Annotated in this window: 18 protein-coding genes and 1 pseudogene; 10 read left to right on the plus strand and 9 right to left on the minus strand. The window is 73.5% G+C overall.

The window, feature by feature from the left end; translation table 11 throughout:
* Nucleotides 1-4 precede the first annotated feature (4 nt).
* Entirely contained in the window at nucleotides 5-766 is a 762-nt protein-coding gene (locus F4556_RS29710; RefSeq protein WP_184921502.1) for a pirin family protein, read from the plus strand.
* A 97-nt stretch (nucleotides 767-863) separates the two neighbouring features.
* Here F4556_RS29710 and F4556_RS29715 read toward each other — a convergent pair whose 3' ends face one another.
* Nucleotides 864-2,549 (minus strand): flavin monoamine oxidase family protein, encoded by a 1,686-nt coding sequence (locus tag F4556_RS29715; protein WP_184921510.1) that lies wholly within the window; start codon nucleotides 2,547-2,549, stop codon nucleotides 864-866.
* 118 nt (nucleotides 2,550-2,667) lie between these two features.
* Entirely contained in the window at nucleotides 2,668-4,086 is a 1,419-nt protein-coding gene (locus tag F4556_RS29720; RefSeq protein WP_184921512.1) for a dihydrolipoyl dehydrogenase family protein, read from the minus strand.
* 142 nt (nucleotides 4,087-4,228) lie between these two features.
* Here F4556_RS29720 and F4556_RS29725 point away from each other — a divergent pair, with 142 nt between their 5' ends.
* The 3 genes from F4556_RS29725 to F4556_RS29735 are packed head-to-tail and all read left to right on the plus strand — an operon-like array spanning nucleotide 4,229 to nucleotide 9,069.
* Nucleotides 4,229-5,521, plus strand: coding sequence for a M48 family metallopeptidase (locus F4556_RS29725; protein WP_184921514.1), 1,293 nt, complete (start codon nucleotides 4,229-4,231; stop codon nucleotides 5,519-5,521).
* 60 nt (nucleotides 5,522-5,581) lie between these two features.
* Nucleotides 5,582-7,324, plus strand: coding sequence for an ABC transporter transmembrane domain-containing protein (locus F4556_RS29730; RefSeq protein ID WP_313068820.1), 1,743 nt, complete (start codon nucleotides 5,582-5,584; stop codon nucleotides 7,322-7,324).
* Nucleotides 7,321-9,069: an ABC transporter ATP-binding protein gene (locus F4556_RS29735; RefSeq protein ID WP_184921516.1), complete on the plus strand. Its 1,749-nt coding sequence runs from the start codon at nucleotides 7,321-7,323 to the stop codon at nucleotides 9,067-9,069. The genes F4556_RS29730 and F4556_RS29735 overlap by 4 nt, the downstream gene beginning before the upstream one ends.
* 22 nt (nucleotides 9,070-9,091) lie before the next feature.
* Here the strand turns inward: F4556_RS29735 and F4556_RS29740 are convergent, their stop codons facing one another.
* Nucleotides 9,092-10,573, minus strand: coding sequence for an APC family permease (locus F4556_RS29740; protein ID WP_184921518.1), 1,482 nt, complete (start codon nucleotides 10,571-10,573; stop codon nucleotides 9,092-9,094).
* A 179-nt stretch (nucleotides 10,574-10,752) separates the two neighbouring features.
* On the opposite strand from F4556_RS29740, the gene F4556_RS29745 reads away from it, so the two are divergent.
* On the plus strand, nucleotides 10,753-11,370 hold the full coding sequence (locus F4556_RS29745; protein WP_184921520.1) for a TetR/AcrR family transcriptional regulator C-terminal domain-containing protein: 618 nt from the start codon (nucleotides 10,753-10,755) through the stop codon (nucleotides 11,368-11,370).
* A 69-nt stretch (nucleotides 11,371-11,439) separates the two neighbouring features.
* Here the strand turns inward: F4556_RS29745 and F4556_RS29750 are convergent, their stop codons facing one another.
* The 3 genes from F4556_RS29750 to F4556_RS29760 all read right to left on the minus strand — a co-directional run bounded on the left by F4556_RS29750 (nucleotide 11,440) and on the right by F4556_RS29760 (nucleotide 13,194).
* Nucleotides 11,440-11,820: a thioredoxin family protein gene (locus F4556_RS29750; protein WP_184921523.1), complete on the minus strand. Its 381-nt coding sequence runs from the start codon at nucleotides 11,818-11,820 to the stop codon at nucleotides 11,440-11,442.
* An 80-nt stretch (nucleotides 11,821-11,900) separates the two neighbouring features.
* Nucleotides 11,901-12,548, minus strand: a complete 648-nt coding sequence (locus tag F4556_RS29755) for a hypothetical protein (RefSeq protein ID WP_184921525.1) — start codon at nucleotides 12,546-12,548, stop codon at nucleotides 11,901-11,903.
* Between the two features lie 25 nt (nucleotides 12,549-12,573).
* On the minus strand, nucleotides 12,574-13,194 hold the full coding sequence (locus tag F4556_RS29760; protein WP_184921527.1) for a hypothetical protein: 621 nt from the start codon (nucleotides 13,192-13,194) through the stop codon (nucleotides 12,574-12,576).
* A 350-nt stretch (nucleotides 13,195-13,544) separates the two neighbouring features.
* On the opposite strand from F4556_RS29760, the gene F4556_RS29765 reads away from it, so the two are divergent.
* The gene (locus F4556_RS29765; protein WP_184921529.1) at nucleotides 13,545-15,002 is read left to right on the plus strand and encodes a DUF4331 domain-containing protein; all 1,458 of its coding nucleotides are present in this window, start codon (nucleotides 13,545-13,547) and stop codon (nucleotides 15,000-15,002) included.
* Nucleotides 14,999-16,291, plus strand: a complete 1,293-nt coding sequence (locus F4556_RS29770; RefSeq protein ID WP_184921531.1) for a tetratricopeptide repeat protein — start codon at nucleotides 14,999-15,001, stop codon at nucleotides 16,289-16,291. Before F4556_RS29765 ends, F4556_RS29770 begins: the two co-directional genes overlap by 4 nt.
* Here the strand turns inward: F4556_RS29770 and F4556_RS29775 are convergent.
* Together F4556_RS29775 and F4556_RS29780 are read right to left on the minus strand one after the other, a co-directional pair.
* Nucleotides 16,275-16,790: a DUF1990 domain-containing protein gene (locus F4556_RS29775; RefSeq protein WP_184925391.1), complete on the minus strand. Its 516-nt coding sequence runs from the start codon at nucleotides 16,788-16,790 to the stop codon at nucleotides 16,275-16,277. The two genes, F4556_RS29770 and F4556_RS29775, sit on opposite strands and share 17 nt — an antisense overlap.
* Nucleotides 16,791-16,982: 192 nt before the next feature.
* Nucleotides 16,983-17,792: pseudogene (locus tag F4556_RS29780) on the minus strand (YndJ family protein); the annotation flags it as partial.
* A 122-nt stretch (nucleotides 17,793-17,914) separates the two neighbouring features.
* Here F4556_RS29780 and F4556_RS29785 point away from each other — a divergent pair.
* Together F4556_RS29785 and F4556_RS29790 are read left to right on the plus strand one after the other, a co-directional pair.
* A complete protein-coding gene (locus tag F4556_RS29785; protein WP_184921533.1) occupies nucleotides 17,915-18,052 on the plus strand; it encodes a hypothetical protein in 138 nt (45 codons plus the stop codon).
* 68 nt (nucleotides 18,053-18,120) lie between these two features.
* On the plus strand, nucleotides 18,121-18,393 hold the full coding sequence (locus tag F4556_RS29790) for a DUF1876 domain-containing protein (RefSeq protein ID WP_184921535.1): 273 nt from the start codon (nucleotides 18,121-18,123) through the stop codon (nucleotides 18,391-18,393).
* 15 nt (nucleotides 18,394-18,408) lie between these two features.
* Here the strand turns inward: F4556_RS29790 and F4556_RS29795 are convergent, their stop codons facing one another.
* The gene (locus tag F4556_RS29795; protein ID WP_184921537.1) at nucleotides 18,409-19,623 is read right to left on the minus strand and encodes an NAD(P)/FAD-dependent oxidoreductase; all 1,215 of its coding nucleotides are present in this window, start codon (nucleotides 19,621-19,623) and stop codon (nucleotides 18,409-18,411) included.
* A gap of 120 nt (nucleotides 19,624-19,743) precedes the next feature.
* On the opposite strand from F4556_RS29795, the gene F4556_RS29800 reads away from it, so the two are divergent.
* Entirely contained in the window at nucleotides 19,744-20,511 is a 768-nt protein-coding gene (locus tag F4556_RS29800) for a VOC family protein (RefSeq protein WP_184921539.1), read from the plus strand.
* The last annotated feature ends 59 nt before the right edge of the window (nucleotides 20,512-20,570 follow it).

The following is a 20,570-nucleotide window of genomic DNA, read 5'->3' on the forward strand; positions in this document are numbered from 1 at the left end:
TCCGATGGCCTCCACGATCGACATCCGCCGGGCGGACGAGCGGTTCCACACCAGGGCGGGGTGGCTGGAGTCGCACCACTCCTTCTCCTTCTCCCGGCACTGGGACCCGGGCAACACCCACTTCGGCCTGCTGCTGGTCTCCAACGACGACGTGATCGCCCCCGGCACCGGCTTCGACACCCACCCGCACCGGGACATGGAGATCATCACCTGGGTGCTCGACGGCGGCCTGGTCCACCAGGACTCCGAGGGCAACAACGGCGTCATCTACCCCGGTCTGGCCCAGCGGATGAGCGCCGGCGCGGGCATCCTGCACAGCGAGAAGAACGACTCCTGGACGCTCACCGGCGCCCCCGAGCACCGCGACCCGGTCCGCCTGATCCAGATGTGGGTGATCCCCGACACGGCCGGCATCGCCCCCGGCTACGAACAGCTCGACATCAACGACCAGCTCGGCCAAGGTGGTTGGATCACCCTCGCATCCGGCATGACCAAGCACGCCAACCAGCGCGCGATCGGCATCCGGCAGCAGAACGCCGCCCTGCACGTCGCCCGCCTCCGCCCCTCCGAGACCCTCGACACCGTCACCGCCCCGTTCGCCCACCTGTTCGTGGCCCGCGGTGAACTCGCCCTGGAAGGCAGCGGGTTGCTCCACGAGGGCGACGCCGCCCGGATCGGCGCGGCCGAGGGCCAGCGGATCACGGCGGGGCCCGAGGGCGCCGAGGTGCTGCTCTGGGAGATGAACACCGCCGTCGACTTCGCCTGACGGGTCGACCGGAGCGGGATACTAACGGCCCGACCCCGCCGACCAGGTGATCAGGCATATTCTTCGGGACGCTCCGGTCGGCCGGCCCCCGGCGCGGTCAGATCTCGCCGGTGGTCAGCGCCCGGGAGTCCGGGACCTGCTGAACAGGAGCGCGGACGGCGCGCTTGCCGTTGACGATCCACTCGTAGGCCCACTCGGCTGACATCAGGGCGCCCTCCTGCCAGCCGGGGAGGGCGGAGACCTGGTCGCCGATGACGAAGAAGTTGTCCTGGCCCTGGGGGTAGATCAGCGTCGAGTAGAGCTTCTTGTGCGTCGGTAGCTCCGGCTGCCAGTCGGCCCAGGCGCCGAGCTGGTAGGGCACCTTCAGCCAGGCGATCGACATGCCCAGGGCGTCGGGCACGATCGCGTTGCCGGCCAGCTCGTCGTGCAGCTTGGTGCCGCCGGTGCGGGCGACGCCGAGGCGTTCCTCGTGCGGGCGGTCGCCGAGGGTCTCGGCCTTCTGGTACGAGTTGTAGGCGCCGGTCAGGGTGCCCTTGTCGGTGGGGGAGAAGTAGTCGTTGGAGGGATACCAGATCTGGGTGATCTCGTGGTCGACCCAGCTGATGCCGCCGAAGATCTGGTACCGCTCGGACTCCCAGAAGCGGCGGTTGGCCTGCCAGCCGACCTTGCAGGCGGCGGCGAACGGGGTGTCCTGGACCGCCGAGCGGAAGTCGTCGGTGAAGCCGTAGAGGGTGACCTGCTTGCGCAGCACCGAGAGCGGGATGTTGCTCAGGCAGTAGTCGAACCGCTCGACCTTGTTGGCGCCGTTCTCCGTCCAGCCGACGTTCACGCCGGTGCCGTCCAACTGGATACCGAAGACCGGGGTGTTGTACCTGACCGTGCCGGCGGGCAGTGCGGCGGCCGCGTGGCGCCAGGGGTTGTCCATGCCGCCGACCGGCTGGAACGACGTGGTGTGCCAGTCCAGTTTGGCGTCCTGGTAGAAGTTCTGCTTCCAGAACTCGCTGGCCAGCAGGTCCTTGAGGAGCAGCGGATCGACCGGCTCCTCCAGCTGGTTGACGGTCAGGGTCTTCGCCCGGCCGGACCGGGTGGAGCCGACGTACTCCTTCTCCTTCTCGGTGAGTGCGCCGAACTCGATCAGCAGGCTGGTCAGTTGATCGCGCTGGGCCGGGGTCAGCGCGTCGATGCCGGGGGTGGCCTTCGGGATGGCTTGGGCGAGCAGCTGGGCGACGTAGCCCCGGGTGTCGTTGGCGATCCGGCGGTTGGGCCTGGGGGCGCCCCGCCAGGCCTTGTCGGTCTGGAGGAGATTGGCCGTGGTGGTGTGGATGTACGGCTCCAGCGGGACCTTGAGCCTGCGGCAGAAGTCGATCATCCGCTGGTGGTGGTACGGGATGCGGCCCGCACCGAGGTTGAGGTAGAGGTCCTTGTCGAACTGACAGGTCTGGGTGCGGACCGAGCCGTCCGCCCAGACCTCGCTGATCTTGTCGCCGGGGCGGGCCGTGAGGGTCCGTCCGCCGACCCGGCCCTGCGCCTCCAGCACGGTCACCCGGTACCCGGCCTCGGTGAACTTGAGCGCGGCCGCGAGCCCGGCGGGGCCGGCGCCGAGGACCGCCACCGTCCGGCCGTTGCCGACCCGCGGGGCCGGTTTCGCCAGCCCGTCGGTGACGGGCGCGGCCGTGGCCGGGACGGCTCCGGTCATCACCTGCAGCAGGGTGGCCGAGGTGGCGGCGGCCCCGGCCAGGCTCAGAAAGGAACGGCGGGACGGTGCCTCGTCCGGCTGGTGCATCGTGTGCTCCTCCAGGAAGTGTCAACTCGATGTCGAGTCAAGACAGTTCTATGGAGTAGCACACGAACCATCAGTGGGTGTTGCGTGTGCGCACTTTTTCCCACCAACGAGCGAACGGTCACCCCCGCAGGCTCTCCAGCAGCCGGAGCCAGACCTCGCTGATGGTCGGATAAGCGGGAACCGCGTGCCACAGCCGGGCGATCGGGACCTCGCCGACCACGGCGACGGTGGCGGAGTGCAGCAGTTCGGCGACGGCGGGACCGACGAAGGTGACGCCGACGATCACGTCCCGGTCCAGGTCGACCACCATCCGGGCCCGGCCCCGGTAGTCGTCGCCGTAGAGCGAGGCGCCCGCCACGTTGCCGATCTCCTGGTCCACGGCGCGGACCCGCAGCCCGGCCCGTTCGGCCTCGGCGAGACTCAGGCCCACGGAGGCCGCTTCCGGTTCGGTGAACACCACTTGGGGCGCACCCACGGTGTCGGCGGAGGCGGCGTGCGGGCCCCAGCGCGAGGTGTCGACAGCGGTGCCGGCCGCCCGGGCGGCGATCGCCGCGCCGGTGATCCGGGCCTGGTACTTGCCCTGATGGGTCAGCAGCGCCCGGTGGTTGACGTCGCCGGCGGCGTACAGCCAGCCGCCCTCGACGGCCCGCACCAGGCAGGAGTCGTCGACGTCCAGCCAGCTGCCGGGTTCCAGGCCGACCGTCTCCAGGCCGATGTCCTCGGTGCGCGGCACCCGCCCGGTCGCGTACAGCACCTCGTCGGCGAGCACCGTGCCGCCGTCGCCGAGGGTGAGCGTCACCTCGCCGCCGTGCCGGGCCAGTCGGGTCACCTCGGTGTCGAGCCGGACGTCCACCCCGGCGGCCGTCAGCCCGGCGAGGACCAGCTCCCCGGCGAACGGTTCCATCCGGTCCAGCACCCCGCCGCCCCGTACCAGCAGGGTCACCCGGGAGCCCAACCCCTGCCAGGCGGTGGCCATTTCGACCGCCACCACCCCGCCGCCGACCACCGCGAGCCGCCCCGGCACCTTGGCGGCGCTGGTGGCGTCCCGGCTGGTCCACGGGTGGGCCTCGGCCAGGCCCGGTACGTGGGGCAGCGCGGCCCGGGTGCCGGTGCAGACCGCCACCGCGTGACGGGCCGTCAGCAGCCGTTCGCCGTCCACCAGGACGGACCGCTCACCGGCCAGCCGGCCGTGACCGCGGACCAGGTCGATACCGGTGGAGCGGAGCCACTCGACCTGGCTGTCGTCGTGCCAGTGCCAGGTGAACTCGTCTCGGCGGGCCAGCACGGCGGCCGCGTCCAGCTCCCCGGTGACCGCCTCCCGGGTGCCGGGCAGCGCCCGCGCGTGCGCCAGCGCCAGCCACGGGCGGAGCAGCGCCTTGCTCGGCATGCAGGCCCAGTACGAGCACTCACCGCCGATCAGCTGACTCTCCACCAGAACGGTGCTCAGCCCGGCGGCTTTCGCCCGGTCGGCCAGGTTCTCGCCGGTCGGACCGCCGCCGAGGACCACCACGTCGTACTGCTCGGGCTTGGGGCTCATCGCTTCACGCTCTCGCTCGACCGGCCGGGTACCGCGCCCATCCTGCGCCCGGGGCGGTGCGCCCCGCCAGTGCCGCCCCGGCGTGTCGCCGATGGTGGGCACCCCTGCCGCCCCCGCTTGCGGTCTGGCATGATTCCGGCTCATGCCCACCCCTGCCGTCGCGCCCGTCGCGCCTCACGACCCGAGCCCGAGCGTCTGCCCGGACTGTGCCGCCGTACTGGAGGCCGACGAGCGGTTCCCGGTCTGGTGCCCGGCCTGCGAGTGGAACCTGCAACCGGCCGAGCCCGTCCGGGAGCTGACTCCGAAGCAGCGCCGCCGGGCCGAGCGCGCGGAACGCCGCGCGAAGGCCGGGAAGCGCAAGTTCCAGGCCCGGGTGGAGGGACTGTTCGACGCCCTGCTGAACGGTGATGCCGCGGCCGTCGGCCGGGACTGGCTGCTGGCGGCGACCCTGGCCGGGGCGGTGCACCTGGTCTCGCTGACCGTGCTGGGCGGCTCGACGGCGCTGTTGCTGTTCGGGACCTGGCCGCTGCGCGCGGTCGCGGTCTGCTGCCTGGGGCTCGGCTTCCTGCTCCGCCCCCGGTTCGGCCGGATCCGCCCCGACGAGACCTACCTGACCCGGGCCGAGGCGCCCGCGCTGTACGCCCTGGCGGACCGGGTGGCGGCGGCGGTGGGTGCCCGGCCGGTCGACCACATCCGGGCCGACGGGAGGTTCAACGCCTCGTTCCGCCGGGCCGGGCTGCGCCGCCGGAGCGTGCTGTCGATCGGGCTGCCGCTCTGGAGCACGCTCACCCCGTCGCAGCGGGTCGCCGTGCTGGGGCACGAGTTCGGGCACGACGTGAACGGCGACCACCGGCGCGGCATCTGGTTGAACTGGGCGCTGACCGCGCTGGAGGAGTGGCACCTGATCATCCAGCCGACCAGCTTCCTCGCCCGGCTGCTGCTGGCGGCGCCGAAGTGGCTGACCGGGCGGCTGCTGGAACTGATGGACCGGCTCACCGTGCGATCCGGCCAGGCCGCCGAGTACCGGGCCGACGAGCTGTCGGCCCGGGTGACCTCGGTCGAGACCGCTCGGCAGACCCTCGAGGCGCTGCTGCTCCGCCCGAGCGCCGAGACGGTGCAGCTCCGCTACCGCAGCCTGCCGAGGCAGCGCAGCGGCCCGAACGCCGGTCGCCCCGAGGCGGACCTGTGGGCCGAACTCGGCGCGCTGGCCGGCAGCCTGACCCCGCTGGAGCGGGAGCGCCGACTGCGGCTGTCCGTCCGGGAAGCCGGTGCGGTGGACTCCACCCACCCGCCGACCCACCTCCGGATCAAGCTGATCGGCCGCCGCCCCGTCGACGCGCACCCGGTGCTGTTCGGCGCGGCCGAGCAGGCGGCGGTGGAAGCCGAGCTGGCACCGGCCCGGGACCGGTTGGTCCGCGAGCTGCTGCCGGGCTGACCAGCGCCGCGGCCGAAAAATCGGAGGCCCGGCGGCGGACCGTGCGGTTAGGGTACGGCGGTGACCGAGCTGAGTCAGGACCCGGGCGAGCCGGACGTGCGCAGTGCCGGGCGGTACCTCTGGTGGCTGGCGGTCAGTCAGCGCAGACGGGTGGCCGCGGGGGCGGTGTTCGGCACGGTCTGGATGCTGGGTCTGGTCCTCCCGTCCTACCTGCTGTCCCGCGCGGTCGACGACGGGCTGAAGGCGGGCCGCCCCGGCGCGCTGGTCGGCTGGTCGCTGGCGCTGGTGGTGGTCGGGACGACCACCGCGCTGATCGGCGTCGCCCGGCACCGCACGATGACCAAGGTCCGGATGGACGCCACCTTCCGTACCGTCCGGGTGGTGGTCCGGCAGGCCGTCCGGCTCGGGTCGGTGCTGTCCGGGCAGACGGCCGCCGGTGAGGTGGTGACCATCGGTGTCGCCGACGTGCAGCGGATGAGCGCGACCCTGACCATGACCGGACCGGGCGTCGGCGCGGTGATCACGTACCTGGTGGTCGCGGCGCTGCTGCTGGACATCTCCCCGCTGCTGGCGGCCTTGGTGCTGCTCGGTGTACCGCTGCTCGCGCTGCTGATCGGGCCGATGCTCGGCCGGCTCCAGGGCGCGGAGGCCAGGTACCGCGAGCGGCAGGGCAGGCTGGCGGGCCGGTTCGAGGACATGGTCGGCGGGCTGCGGGTGCTGCACGGGCTCGGTGGCAAGGAGGTGTACGCCGCCCGGTACCGGCACGACTCGCAGCAGCAACTGACGGACGGCTACCGGGTCGGCGCGGTGACCAGCTGGATCCAGTCGCTCGGCGCCGGGCTGCCGATCCTGTTCCTGGCGGCCGTGACCTGGGTGGCCGCCCGGCTGGCGGCGCAGGGCAGCATCACGGTCGGCGAGCTGGTCGCGGTGTACGGGTACACGGCGGCGCTGAACATCCCGGTCTGGTTCATGATCGAGGGCGGCCAGGACCTCAGCCGGGCGCTGGTGGCCGCCCGGCGTACGGTGCGGTTCCTCTCCCTGACCCCCCGTCAGGACGGCTCGGACGTTCCGGCCCCGGAGGGCGCCGAGCCGCTGCGCGATCTCGAGTCGGGGGTCGAGGTGGCCCCCGGCCGGTTCACCGTGCTGGCCTGCGCCCGGCCCGGCGACTCCGCTGCGGTGGTCGACCGGCTGGCCCGGTTCACCGACGCCGAGGGCTGTACCTGGGGCACCGTCGGGCTGGACCAGGTCGGGCTGGCGACCGTGCGCGAGCGGATCCTGATCGCCGACAACGAGGCGGCGCTGTTCGCCGGGTCGCTCCGGGAACTGCTCACCGGTCGTCAGGAGCAGGAGGACAAGGCGCTGCTGGAGGCCCTCGAAGCGGCGGCCGCGCTGGACGTGATGCGCGGGCTGCCCGCCGGGTTCGAGTCGACCGTGGACGCTGAGGGCCGCAACCTGTCCGGCGGCCAGCGGCAGCGGCTGCGACTGGCCCGGGCGCTGCTCGCCGACCCGGAGATCCTGCTCGCGGTCGAGCCGACCTCGGCCGTCGACTCGCACACCGAGGCGGCGATGGCCGCCGGGCTGCGGGCCTTCCGCGCGGGCCGCACCACCCTGGTCACCAGTACCTCGCCGCTGCTCCTCGACCGGGCCGACACCGTCGTCCACCTGGTGGACGGGCGGGTGGCGGCCACCGGTCCGCACCGCGAGCTGCTCCGCGACCACCCCGGCTACCGGGCCCTGGTCACCCGGGACGAGCCCGCCACTTCGCTGCCCGCCCCGCGCACCGCCGAGGAGTCCGTCCGATGACCACCGCACCCACCGGCGCCGCCCACCAGCTCCCGGTCGCGGGCGTGCCCGAGGTGCGCCGCGCCGCTCGGGAGCTGATCCGGCAGGACCGCCGGGCGTTGGCCGGGGTCATGGCCCTGAACGTGCTGGCCGCCGCTGCGGGCCTGGCCGGTCCCGCGCTGCTCGGCCGGATCATCGACCGGGTCGGCGCCGGTGCCGGGGCGGCCGCCGTGGACCGGCTCGCGCTGGCGGTGCTGGTCTGCGCCCTGCTGCAGCTGCTGCTCACCCGGCAGGCCCGCTACCTCGGCCACCGGATCGGCGAACGGACCTCCGCCCGGGTCCGGGAACGGTTCGTCGAGCGGGCCCTCGACCTGCCGCCGACCGTGGTCGAACGCGCGGGCACCGGCGATCTGACGGCCCGTGGCACCACCGACGTGGCGGAGGTCGGCACCATGCTGCGGGACTCCGCGCCCCGGGTCTTCATCGCCGTGCTCGAGGTGCTGTTCATCCTCGGCGCGGTCCTGCTGATCAACCCGCTGCTCGGCGCCTGCGGTGCCCTCGGGCTCTCCGGCATCTGGTTCGGCACCCGCTGGTACCTGCGTCGGGCCCGCACGGCGTACCTGACCGAGGGCGCGGCCAACTCCGCCGTCGCCGAGGTGCTGGCCGCCACCGCCGCCGGGGCCAGGACGGTGGAGGCCCTCGGTCTCCAGCAGCGCCGGACCGCCGCCGCCGAGACGGTGATCGCCACCGCCCGGCGGGCCCGGTTGCGGACGCTGTACCTGCGCAGCGTGTTCTTCCCGGTGATCGACGCCTCCTACCTGGTCCCGGTGGCGATCGTGCTGCTGATCGGCGGCCCGTTGCACGCGCACGGCGTGCTGAGCCTGGGCGCCGTGGTGGCCACCGCGATGTACCTGCGCCGGCTGGCCGACCCGCTGGACGTGGTGCTGCTCCAGGTCGAGCAACTCCAGAGCAGCGGCGCCTCGTTCGCCCGGGTGGAGGGGATCGGCACCGCCCCGAGGACCGGGACCGGCGGCGCCGGCACGCCGGTGGACGACCGGATCGAGGTCACCGGCGTCCGCTACGGCTACGACGGCGGCCCGGACGTGCTGCACGGCGTGGAGCTGACGGTCCGTCCGGGCGAACGGCTCGCTGTGGTGGGCCCGTCCGGCTCGGGGAAGAGCACCCTGAGCCGCCTGCTGGCCGGGATGGACCGGCCGCGGGCCGGCAGTGTGACGGTCGGCGGGGTGCCGATCGCGGACCTCGACCCGGAGGCGCTGCGCCGCCAGGTCGTGCTGGTCACCCAGGAGCACCACGTCTTCCTCGGCACCCTGCGGGACAACCTGCGGATCGCCGCCCCCGAGGCCGGGGACGACGACCTGCTGGCCGCGCTGGACGCGGTGGGCTGGGCGCACCCGCTGCCGGACGGCCTGGACACCGAGCTCGGCCCGGCCGGTCACCGGCTGGACGGCGCCCAGTCCCAGCAGCTCGCGCTGGCCCGGGTGGTGCTGGCCGACCCGCACACGCTGATCCTGGACGAGGCGACCGCCCTGCTCGACCCGACCGCCGCCCGGGCCACCGAACGCGCGCTGGCCGCCGTACTGGAGGGCCGGACGGTGATCGCGGTGGCGCACCGGCTGCACACCGCGCACGACGCCGACCGGGTGGCCGTGATGGAGGACGGCCGGCTCACCGAGCTCGGCAGCCACCACGAACTGGTCGCCGCGGGCGGTCCGTACGCGGCGCTCTGGCGGTCCTGGCAGCAGTGACCGTCAGGCAGTGGAGGGACCATCAGGCCGTGGCGAGCTCCGGCTCGGGCTGAGCGGTCATCAGGCGCTGCGGCCGGCGCACCAGCAGGTAGCCGAGGCCGGTCAGGGTGACCAGGCCGACGCCGAGCAGGGCGGCCCAGACCTGGTACCAGGGGGCGCCGGGCGGCACCAGGACGGCGCGCGGCCAGCAGATGTTGACCACCTCGAAGCCGGTCCACAGCACGGCGAGCAGGTTGACCGGGGTGCCCCAGCGGCCGAGCGAGACGGCGCCGGCGGGGCGCCAGGTGCCGCGCAGCCTGGCGGTCAGCGCGGCCACGCTGAGCAGGAAGAACGGCAGGAAGGTGGCCGCGCTGCCGAAGGTGATCAGGCTGCCGATCGCGGTGGACTCCAGGCCGAGCGGCAGCGCGGCGGCGCTGACCAGGGTGGCGGCGACCAGGCCGCCGATCGGGGCCTGACGGCGGTTCACCTTGCGGACCTGACGGGAGAACGGGAAGACGCCGTCCCGGGCGAGCGAGTACAGGCCCCGGGCAGCGCCGCCCTGGGAGGCCATCAGGCAGGCGGTGAAGCTGACCACGACCACCAGCACGAAGGGCTTGGCCGACCAGTCGCCGAAGCCGGTCACCACGGCGGTGGTGACCGGGTCGAGGTCCTGACCGGCGATCACGGCGGCCGGGTCGGGGTGCGCGAGCACCACCGAGACGGCGTTCAGGATCACCACGACACCCACGCTGAGCAGCGCCCAGCGCATCGCGCGCGGCACCTGGCGGGCGGCGTCCTTGGTCTCCTCGGCGGTGGAGACGCAGGCGTCGAAGCCGATGAAGGCCCAGCCGCCGACCGCGATCACGGCGAGCAGCGAGCCGAGCCCGCCGGTGCCGGTGACGGCGGAGGCGTCCAGGGTGTCGGTGAGCAGCGCGAAGCCGTGCTGACGGAAGAACAGCAGCAGGGCCAGGCCGACCAGCACCGAGGCGATCAGTTCGGCGGCGATCCCGGCCGAGACGAACCAGCGCAGCAGGTTGATGCCGTAGGCGTTGACCAGCGTGCAGCAGAGCATGAACGCGGCGGCCACCAGCACCAGCCCGACCGGGGTCGGGGTGGCCCCGACCAGGGCGAAGAGCCAGGGCGCGGCCAGGTAGGCGACCGTGGTGTTGGCGAACATCACCGCGAACTGCCAGAGCCAGCCGCTCATCCAGGCGAAGCCGGGCCCGACCAGCCGCCGGGCCCACTGGTACGCGCCGCCGGCCAGCGGCCACTGCGAGGCGAGCTCGGAGTAGACCGCGACCACCAGCAGCTGGCCGAGCAGGCAGACCGGCAGGGCCCAGATCCAGGCACCGCCCTGGATGCTCATGCCGACCTGGGCCACCGCGTAGAGGCCCACCACGGGGGAGACCACGGCGAAGCCCATCGAGATGTTGCCGAGCACGCCGAGGCTGCGGCGCAGCTCCTGGCGGTAGCCGAGGGCGGCCAGCCGCTCGGCGTCGGAGGAGGGGACGGTTCTCTCGGTCATCGGGAAGCCACCTTGCCGTCATAAAACTAACTTTGTTAGTCGGGGACGGTAGCCGCTGACCGGTGAGTACGGAAGGGTCGACACCAGGCTGTAACGTGGCCGGATCGACGGACGGGTGCCGCGGCGGGTGGCGCAGCGGCGATGGGGCAGGTCGACGGGGCAGGGCGGAGGGCGGGGACGTGGGGCGACCCAGCAGGGCGCTGCTGAGCAGGGAGATCATCGCCAGGGCGGCGCTCGCCGTGGTGGACGAGGCCGGCCCGGACGGCCTCACCATGCGGGCGCTGGCCGACCGGCTCGGGGTCAAGGCCGCCTCGCTCTACAACCACGTGGCCGGGAAGGACGAGCTGATCGACTCGCTCGCCGAGCTGGTCAACGCCGAGATCGACCTCGCCCCGCTGGCCGGCCCGGAGTGGCGGGCGGGCATCGCCGGGTACGCCCGGGGCTACCGCGCGGTCTTCCGCCGACACCCCAACACGATCGCCCTGCTGGCCCGCCGCCGGGTCGAGGCGGACCGCCAACTGCTCGGCTACGAGGCACTGTTGGCCGCACTCGGCCGGGCCGGACTGGGGCCGGCCGACGCGGCGGAGGCGGCGGCCGCGCTGGACTACCTGGTGCTCGGCTCCGCGCTGGAGACCTTCACCGCCGGGTTCGCCCGCCCCGCCGAGGAGTACCGCCCTGACTACCCGTCACTGGCGGATGCGCTGACCGAATCGGCCGCCCGGGGCGGCGGGCTGGACGAGCGCGGCTTCGAACTGGCCCTCGGGCTGCTGCTGGACGGGCTGGCCGCCCGGGTCTGATGCGAGGGCCTGGGACATGCGGAGGGCGGGCCCGGTCTCGTCCCCGGGCCCGCCCACGTTCCACCGCGCCTACTGCTGCTCGGCCTTCTCCGCCGCAACCTTGGCCCGGACCTCGTCCATGTCCAGCTCGCGGGCCTTGCCGATCAGGTCCTCCAGCACCGGCGCGGGCAGGGCGCCCGCCTGGGAGAAGACCAGCGTGCCGTCCCGGATGATCGCCAGGGTCGGGATCGACTGGATGTCGAAGGCCGCCGCCAGCTCCCGCTGCGCCTCGGTGTCCACCTTGGCGAAGACGATGTCGGAGTGGCGCTCGGCGGCCTGCTCGTAGACCGGCGCGAACCGTACGCAGGGGCCGCACCAGCCGGCCCAGAAGTCGATGAAGACGAAGTTCTTGTCGTCAGCGCCCCCGATCACCTCGTCGAAGTTCTCGGTGGTCAGTTCGACGGTGCTCATAACGGCCTGCCTGCCCTTCTCGTCCGGCTGCGATCTGCGTCGGCGTCAACGGTCCGGCCCGCCGAGCTATTCCAGTGGGGCTAGTTGGTGGGCACGTAGTCGAAGCGCGGCGTCAGGGTGCCGAACATCGAGTCCGCCTTGAGCCCGTCGCCGAAGTACGCCTTGGTCAGTGTGGCCGCGTCCTCGGTGACGTGGAACGGCACCCGGTCCAGGGTGAAGCCGGTCAGGGTGGGCCGGCCGTTGGCGAGCACCTCGGCCGGGGTGGTGTAGGCGATCAGCGTCTCGTCGCTGACCGACTCGCCGTTGACCTTGACGCCGGCCGAGTAGCCGGGCTGGGGCATGACCCGGATCCAGGTCGGCACCAGCTCGATGTAGGTCTGGCTGCTGTCCTGCTTCAGGGTGATGCCGCCGGGGTAGAAGATCCGGCCCTTCTCGTCCAGGTGGTCACCTGCGGTGGAGCCGATCGGCATGTCGAAGCCGAACCCGTCCGGGTCGAGCGTGAACGGCGCGATCGCGCCCAGCTTGATGTCCTTGGCGATCAGCCACGCCTTGGTGGTGTCACTGACCCGGACCTTGGCGCTGCCCCAGGGGGAGATGTAGATCCGGGAGGCGCGCTGATCAGCGCCTTGAGTCACCGGTGCGGAGGCCTGCGCGGTCGGGGCCAGGGCGACCGGAGCGGCCAGGGCGAGGGCGGTGGCGGCGATGGCGAGCTTGCGGAGAATGCGCATGTTCGTGCTCCTGAAGGGGGTCGGGTCAGGGGATGTAGCGGAAGGTGCCGGAGAGGACGCCGAACGGTTCCCCGGCCTGGAACGAGGTGCCGAGCGCGTCGTTGAGCGTGTCGGCACCGACCTCGGTCAGGGTGAGCGGGACCTTCGCGGTCTTGATGCCGCCGAAGGTGAGGCCCCAGCCGACGCCGAAGGCGTCGCGCAGCGTGTACGAGCAGAACAGCTGCTCGGTCGGCGACTTGACGCCGTTGACGACCAGCTCGGAGGACAGGCCCCGGTCCGGCCAGAACCGCAGCCAGAACTCGTCCATGGTCCAACTGCCGCTGGTCTGCGGGTTGGTGAGAGTCACCCCGCCCGGGTAGTACACCCGGCCGAAGTTCTCCAGGTCGATGTAGTCGCCGGAGGTCGAGCCGATATCGCTGATGATGCCGCGGTCGTCCGGCAGCAGGGTGACCGGCGCGATCGGGGTGACGGCCACCGCCTGCTCGGCCAGCCGGGCCTTGAAGCTCGGGGCCCACTCGACCTGGGCCGTGCCCCACGGGGAGACGTACGGGCCGGGCGGGATGCCGGCCGCCTGCGCGGGGCCCGGGGCGGCCACGGTCATCAGCAGCGCCGCGAAGAGCACCGAGAAGAGCTGACGTAGTTTCATATGATTCCTTGAATGGACGGGCAACTCGCCGACCGCAGCGGGTGATTGGGCATGCGGACGCGCCGAGCCAGGGGCCGACGGGCCCCGGTCGGGGGATGTGCTCGAAGGCTAGCGGTCACCGAGGGCGATCCGTGTACGCATGACGCCTGAGGGGTACGGCCTGTGGCCGAAGTTGGGCCACCCGGGGGAATTGCGTGACACGTCCGTGGCAGTCGGCGGGTGAGGAGTGCGTGAAGATCCACTCGGCCCTAGGTTTGCCCTGGCCGTCCGGAAGCGGGCTGCCTCATGCTGCCCAAAGACCCTGCGTGTAACGGGACTTGGGCCTGCCCGCCGCGATCCCTGGAGCCGCCATGTCCGAAACCGCCGGTACCCGCCGCCCGAGTCGCCGCCTGTTCCTCGGCGGCGCCGTCGCCACCCTGGCCGCCGCCTCGCTGGGCGGACCGCTGCTCGGCCGCGGCCAGGCCGGCGGCCACTTCGACTCGCCCGCCGTGCTGGCCGACGGGCAGGCGAACATCACCGACGTCTACGCCTTCACCAGCCCGGACGACCACGACCAGGTGACCATCGTGGTCGACGTCCAGCCCGGCCAGCTCCCGGGCGCCGGGCCGCTGAACTACCCGTTCGCCACCCGGGCCCGGTACGAGGTGCACCTCGACGGCCGGGGCACCGGGCAGCCGGACACCACCTACCGGTGGACCTTCCGGAACGAGGACAAGCGGCTGTTCGGCACCGGCCCGATCGCGGTCGGCCCGGTGCGCTCGCTCAAGGACAACTCGCTGCTGTTCAAGCAGCGTTACACCCTGGAGCGGATCAGGGGTGGCCGGACCGAGACGCTGATCTCCGACGGCACCGCCGCGCCCACCCACACCGGCCTGGCCCTGATGCCCGACTACGGCGCGCTGCGCGGCGAGGCCACCCGCAGCCTGCCCGGCGGCGGCCGGACGCTGGCGGGCCAGATCGCCGAGCCGTTCGTCGCCGACACCCGGGTGTTCGGCCTCTTCACCGTCGGCACCGTCGGCCCGGTACCGGGCGCGTTGCCCGCCGCCGGACCGCTCTCCGCGCTGAACGTCGGCGCGCTGGTGCTCCAGCTCCCCAAGCGCGAACTCGCCCTGAACGGCGACCCGGTGCGCAACCCCGTGGTCGGCATCTGGGCCACCGTCTCCCGCGAGGGCGCCGACCTCGCCCGCGACCTGCGGACCCAGGAAGCGACGTACCGGCAGATCGGCCGGCTCGGCAACCCGCACATCGCGTTCGCGCTCTGGGGCACCTTCGCCGGGCTCTCCCGGCCGGGCGGTCCGGAGGACAGGTTCAACGCCAGGCCGGCCGAACTCGACGCGCAGGACCAGGAGTTCCTGGCCGCCGCGCTCGACCCGGCGCCGCCCCGCCGGATCGAGGCGGCCCAGGGCTTCGCGGCCCCGGCCGGTCCGCGCACCGACATCCGGGCGCTCTTCCTCGGCGGCATCGGCAAGGACAACGGCTCCCGGTTCGGCCTCGACCTCAACACCCAGACGATGAACGCCGACGCCGACCCGGCCGCCGTCCGCTGGGCCGACCAGCTGCGGCTCAACCTCACCACCCCGGTCAGCGCCGACCCGCACCCGTACGGCGTGCTCGACGGCGACCTCCAGGGCTACCCGAACGGCCGCCGCCTGAACGACGAGATCGACGTGCCGCTGCTGCGGATGCTGGAGGGCGAGCCCTCCGACCGCTCGGCCGCGCACCTGCTGCCGCCGTCCTCCTTCAACTGGCAGCCCAAGCCCGCCTCGAACACCTTCCCGTACGTCAACCTGCCGCACGCGGGCCCGTGACCCGTCGTCGGGAGATCGCGGGCGCGGTCGGCGGCGGACTGCTGGTGCTGGCCTGCGCGGCCGGGCTGCTGGCCCTCGGGCCGAGCGGTCCGGCCGGCCCGAGCAGGCCGAGCACGCTCTCGGCGCCGCCGCCACCGGCCGACCGGCTGGCCGCTGCCCGGCAGGCCGCCGGGCAGCGGCCGACGGACGCCACCGCCTGGGCCGAGCTCGGCATCGCGGCGGTGGACCGGGCCAGGAGCACCCTGGACAGCGGGCAGCTGGCGGAGGCCGACCGGGCACTGGCCCGCTCGCTCGAGCTGCGCCCGGAGCGCAACTACGAGGCCCAGGTCGGCTCGGGACAGCTCGCCAACGCCCGCCACGAGTTCGCCACCGCAAAGGAGTTCGGGCTGCGGGCGACCACCATGGCGCCGGACCGGGCCGCCGGGTACGCGGTGCTGGCGGACGCCGAACTCCAGCTCGGCGACCTCCCCGCCGCCACCGCCGCCACCCAGCGCCTGCTGGACCTGGCCCCCGCCACTGCGGCGTACACCCGTGCCTCGTACGACCTGGAGACGCACGGGCGGACAGCGGAGGCGGTGCTCGCGCTGGAACGGGCCCTGGAACTGGCGGTCACCCCGGGCGAACAGGCGTTCAGCGCCCACCGGTTGGGCGACCTGGAGTGGGAACAGGGCCGGCCCGAGCAGGCCGAGCAGCACTACCGGCACGCGCTGGCCGTGCAGCCGGACGACCACTTCGCCGCCTTCGGGCTGGCCCGCACCGCCGCCGCGCTCGGCCGCACCGACGAGGCGCTGGGCCGGTACGGGGAGCTGGTGACCCGGGTGCCGCAGCCGCAGTTCCTGCTGGAGTACGCCGAGTTGCAGCTCGCGACCGGTCACCAGGCCGAGGCGGCGCCCCAGTTGGCCGCCATGGCCGCCGAAGTCCGGCTGTCCGTCGGCCCGGTGGACCTGCAGCTGGCCCGCTACCTGGCCGACCACGGTGACCCGGCGGAGGCCGTCCGGCTGCTGACCGAGGAGTGGCAGCGGCGGCACAGCCCGCTGGTCGCGGAGGAGCTGGCCTGGGCCCTGCACCGGGCCGGCCGGGACCAGGAGGCCCTGCCGCACGCCCGGTTCGCCGCCGGAGCGGGCGGCGCCGGGGCACTCGGGGCCTACCGCAGCGGCGTGATCGAGCACGCCCTCGGCCTGCCCGGCGCCGCCGAGCTGCTCCGTACGGCGCTCCGGCGCAACCCGTACTTCTCGGCCCCGTATGCCGCCCACGCACGGGAGTTGCTGGGAGCTAACCCGGCAGGCTGACCGTCCGGCGCAGCACCAGGCCGAGCTGCCGGGCGTACAGCCGCTGCAGCAGCGGCACCACGGGCCCGGCCAGCCGGGTGTACCAGCAGGCGGGGCGGCTGAACGCGGTGACGGTGAACCAGACCGCCTTGTCGGCGTCCATCGTCACGATGAAGGACTCCTCGCCGCGCTCCGGGTGCCCCGCCAGGGTGCCGTACGCGAAGCCGATCCGGTCCGGCTCCGCGACCGTCCAGACCACCTCGGCGGGAGCCCGGAACCGCAGCCGCCCGAGCCCGAGGCCGACCACCAGCCGGACGCCGGGCGCGGCGGTCTCGGCGTCGGCCTCGACGGTGGCGCCGGTGCCCCGGTGCATCCGCCAGCTCGTCACCGCCGCGCCCGCGGCCTCCAGTGCGTCGCGGCCGTGGCCGATCAGCTCGCGGTGGCGGAGGTGGTGGTAGTCCTCGGGCAGCCGGTCGGGTTCGCGGGTGGCGCCGACCTCGGGGTAGTTGAAGGTGGTCATGCGGAGGCCTCCGGTCATCGGTACAGCTCCTTGAGACCCTCCGGCAATTGGGGGGTGGGTGAAGGAGCGGCGTTGGGGTGCGTGGCTCGGCGGTGCCGAGGAGGGAGCCTGATGCAGCGCATCGGCGACCGACGAGAAGCCGGCGAGGTGCGTGCCCCGGCGTCGCGACGCCGCCCCCCAATTGCCGGAGGGTCTGAGTCGGCGCCAGGCGAGCAGTGCGCAGAGGGCGAAGCCGAGCCCGTTGCCGAGGCCGTGGGTGGCGGCCATCCAGGTGAGGGTGGGGTGGGTCAGTCCGGTGGCCTCGCCCAGCGCCCACCAGAGCGCGAGCAGCATGGTGACCACCAGGACGGCCGCCGAGCAGCGCAGCAGCCCTCCGGTCAGCCGGCCGGGTGCCCGGTGACTGACGTCCTGCCAGCTGAGCAGGCCGACCAGCCACATCCCGGCGGTCAGTACGACGGCCCCGGCCAGCTCGGCCCAGTCGTCGACGAAGTACCCGGCCAGCACCAGCAGGGTGCCGACCGGCACGCTGAGCGCCGCGGCTCTGGCCAGGGCCGGCCGGCCGCGGACGGTGCGGCAGACCAGTCCGGCCACCAGGGCGGCGGTGAAGCCGGCGAAGTGGAAGTGCGGCACGGTGAGCGCCAGGATGTCGAGGTCGAAGCCGAACAGCCGGGTGCCCGAGCGTTCGGCGACCAGGGCGAGCCCGGCCACCGAGGGTGCGAGCAGGGCGGTGAGCGCCGCGAGCTCGGCGGGGGCGAACGAGCGGGACCGGGCCAGCCGGACCGGTGCCAGCGCGGCCAGCGCGAGGGTGCCGGCCGCGTAGACCGAGGCCAGCGCGGTGGCGGTGGCCCCGCGCGGCAGCCAGAGCGCCACCGCTCCGGGCAGTGCGGCCAGCGGCCAGAGCCGGGCCAGCGCGGCGCTGCCGGGGCCGCCGAGCAATCCGAGGCCGAGTGGCACCACGGCCAGCATGCCGAGCATCACGATCAGGTTGACCAGCGTGGTCACGGCGGCCGCCCTCTCTGTTGAACGCGTTCAAAGCCCTTCCGGCGAAGACTCTACGCCATCTCTGAACGCGTTCAATACCGCGCGGGAGTGGCCCGGAGCACACTGAGAACAAGGAGGACGCCATGCCCAAGATCCCGCTCATCTGCCCCCGCTGCGGCCATCCCCAGCAGGTCGTCCCCGGCGGCCCCGACCACCCGGCCAAGGTGGTGCACAGCGAGACCGGCCGGGAGGCGTGCGAACCCCGGAAGAACGAAACCTGAGCCCTGGCCGACACCCCGCCACCGGGAGCAGTCTGGAGGGAGAGGACCTCCCGGAGGCGGTGGTGACGATGACCCGGACACTCGTCGGCTGGCACGTCGAGCTGGAGTTCGCCGAGGACGGCGACCGGACCAAGGCGGCGGCGCTGGTCCGGCTGGCCGACGGCACCGAGCTCAGGGCGCACGGCTTCAGTACCCGGCACCACGACGACCGCCCGCAGCTGCGGGTCGGCGAGGAGGTGGCCGGGGCCCGCGCGCTGAACGAACTGGCGATGCAGCTACTGACCAAGGCCCACGACGAACTGCGCGAGGGCTCCCGGCCCACCGACTACGCGATCAGCTGACGGCGCGGCAGCGGATCAGCCGAGGCCGACCCGGTCCAGCGGTACGGCCGGGTCGGCCAGCGCGTCCGGGTCCACCTGACGTCCGGAGCGGACCAGCTCGCGGATCGGGTCGGTCACGTCCCACACGTTGACGTTCATCCCGGCCAGCACCCGCCCGCCGTCCAGCCAGAACGCGATGAACTCGCGGCCCGCCCGGTCACCCCGGAACACCACCCGGTCGAAGCCGCCGGGCCGGACGTAGCCGGTGTACTCCATGCCGAGGTCGTACTGGTCCGTGAAGAAGTACGGCACCCGGTCGTGCACCGCCTCCTGGCCGAGCATCGACCGGGCGGCGGTCCTCGGCTGGTGCAGGGCGTTGGCCCAGTGCTCGACCCGGATCGGGTGGCCGTACAGCGGGTGCAGGGCGTTGGCCACGTCGCCCGCCGCGTAGACGTCCGGCGCGGAGGTGGCCAGGTACTGGTCGGTTCGGATGCCGTTGTCGACGGTCAGCCCGGCCGCCTCGGCCAGCTCGGTGTTCGGGGTGATGCCGATGCCGACCACCACCGCGTCGGCCTGCACCAGCTCGCCGTCGGCCAGCCGGACGCCGTCCCCGGTCAGCTCGGTCACCTGCGCGCCGAACCGCAGCTCGACGCCGTGCGCCCGGTGCAGCTCGGCGAACACCTCCGCCGCCTCCCGGCCGAGCACCCGCAGCAGCGGCAGCTCGGCCGCCTCCAGCACCGTCACCTCCGCCCCCGCCTCGCGGGCGGCCGCCGCCGTCTCCAACCCGATCCACCCCGCGCCGATCACCACGATCCGGGCGCCGGGGCGGATCGCCGCCTTGATCCGCTCGCAGTCCTGGACGGTCCGCAGGTACAGCACCTGGTCGCCGTCCGCGCCGGGGACGGTCAGCCGGCGCGGCGAGGAGCCGGTGGTGAGCAGCAGCTTGGCGTACCCGAGCCGGCTGCCGTCCGCCAGGCTGACGCTCCGTCCGACCGGGTCGATCGCGGTGACGCGGGCACCGAGCCACAGGTCCACCCGCTGCTCGGCGTACCACTCGGCCGGATGGACGTAGATCTTCTCCCGCGCGGTCTTCCCCATCAGGTAGCCCTTGGACAGCGGCGGCCGCTCGTACGGCCGCTCGGGCTCCGCACCGATCAGCGTGATCGACCCCTCGAAACCCTCCGCCCGCAGCGTCTCGACCGCCTTCGCCCCCGCCAGGCTCGCTCCCACGACGACGTATCCGGTCTTCATCGCGGCTCCTCTCGTCGGCCTCATCACACCCCGGAGATCTGCCCGCCGCGAGCCGAAACACCCCTCCTCGGGCAGCTCGGCCTAGGCTGAGAAACGCCACGACCGGAAGGAAGGGCTCCGATGAGCGAGCAGACCGTGACCGTGCGCTGTGTGCCGGCCGCCCCGTGCTGGGTGAGCCTGATGGCTCGTGATCTGACGGCGGCGCAGGCGTTCTACGGGCCGTTGCTGGGGTGGGCGTTCCAGGACGGGCTGCACGGGTTCGGGCCGTACGTCCGGGCGGTGCTGGACGGGGTGGAGGTGGCCGGGATCGGGGCCACCGAGGGGCAGTGGCAGCCGCCGGTCGCCTGGACCACCTACTTCGGGACCGAGAGCGCCGACGACACCGCCGCCCGGATCAGGGAGCGCGGCGGCACGGTGGCGATCGGCCCGCTGCCGTTCGACGCGGGGCGGATGGTGCTGGCCTCGGACCTGTCCGGCGCGGCCTTCGGCATCTGGGAGGGGGACCTCGGCTGCAACACCTGGGTCCGTTCGCCCGGCGCCCCGGTCTGGATCGAGCTGCGCACCGGTGACCCGTTCGAGGCGGCGCTGTTCTACGGCGAGGTGTTCCGCTGGGACGAGCGCAAGCCCGACCGGTTCGAGGTGCGGTACGAGAACGAGCGGGTGGTGCTGCGGGCGGAGCAGCGCAGCGTGGCCGCGCTGCGCCGGGCCGAGGACGTCGGGGCGCACTGGGAGGTGTTCTTCTCGGTGACCGACACCGACCTGGCCGTCCGCCGGGCGGTGGAGCTCGGCGGCTCGGCGGAGGGCGCCGCCGTCGACACCCCGTACGGCCGGGTGGCCCGGCTGCGGGACAGTGAGGGCGGGCTGTTCTCGGTGATCACGCCGGTCTGACTCACGCCGGTCTGACTCAGGGCGTGCGGACCTGGGAGAACAGCCGGTGCATCGCCTCG

The organism is Kitasatospora gansuensis, from assembly GCF_014203705.1.
Lineage (GTDB): Bacteria > Actinomycetota > Actinomycetes > Streptomycetales > Streptomycetaceae > Kitasatospora > Kitasatospora gansuensis.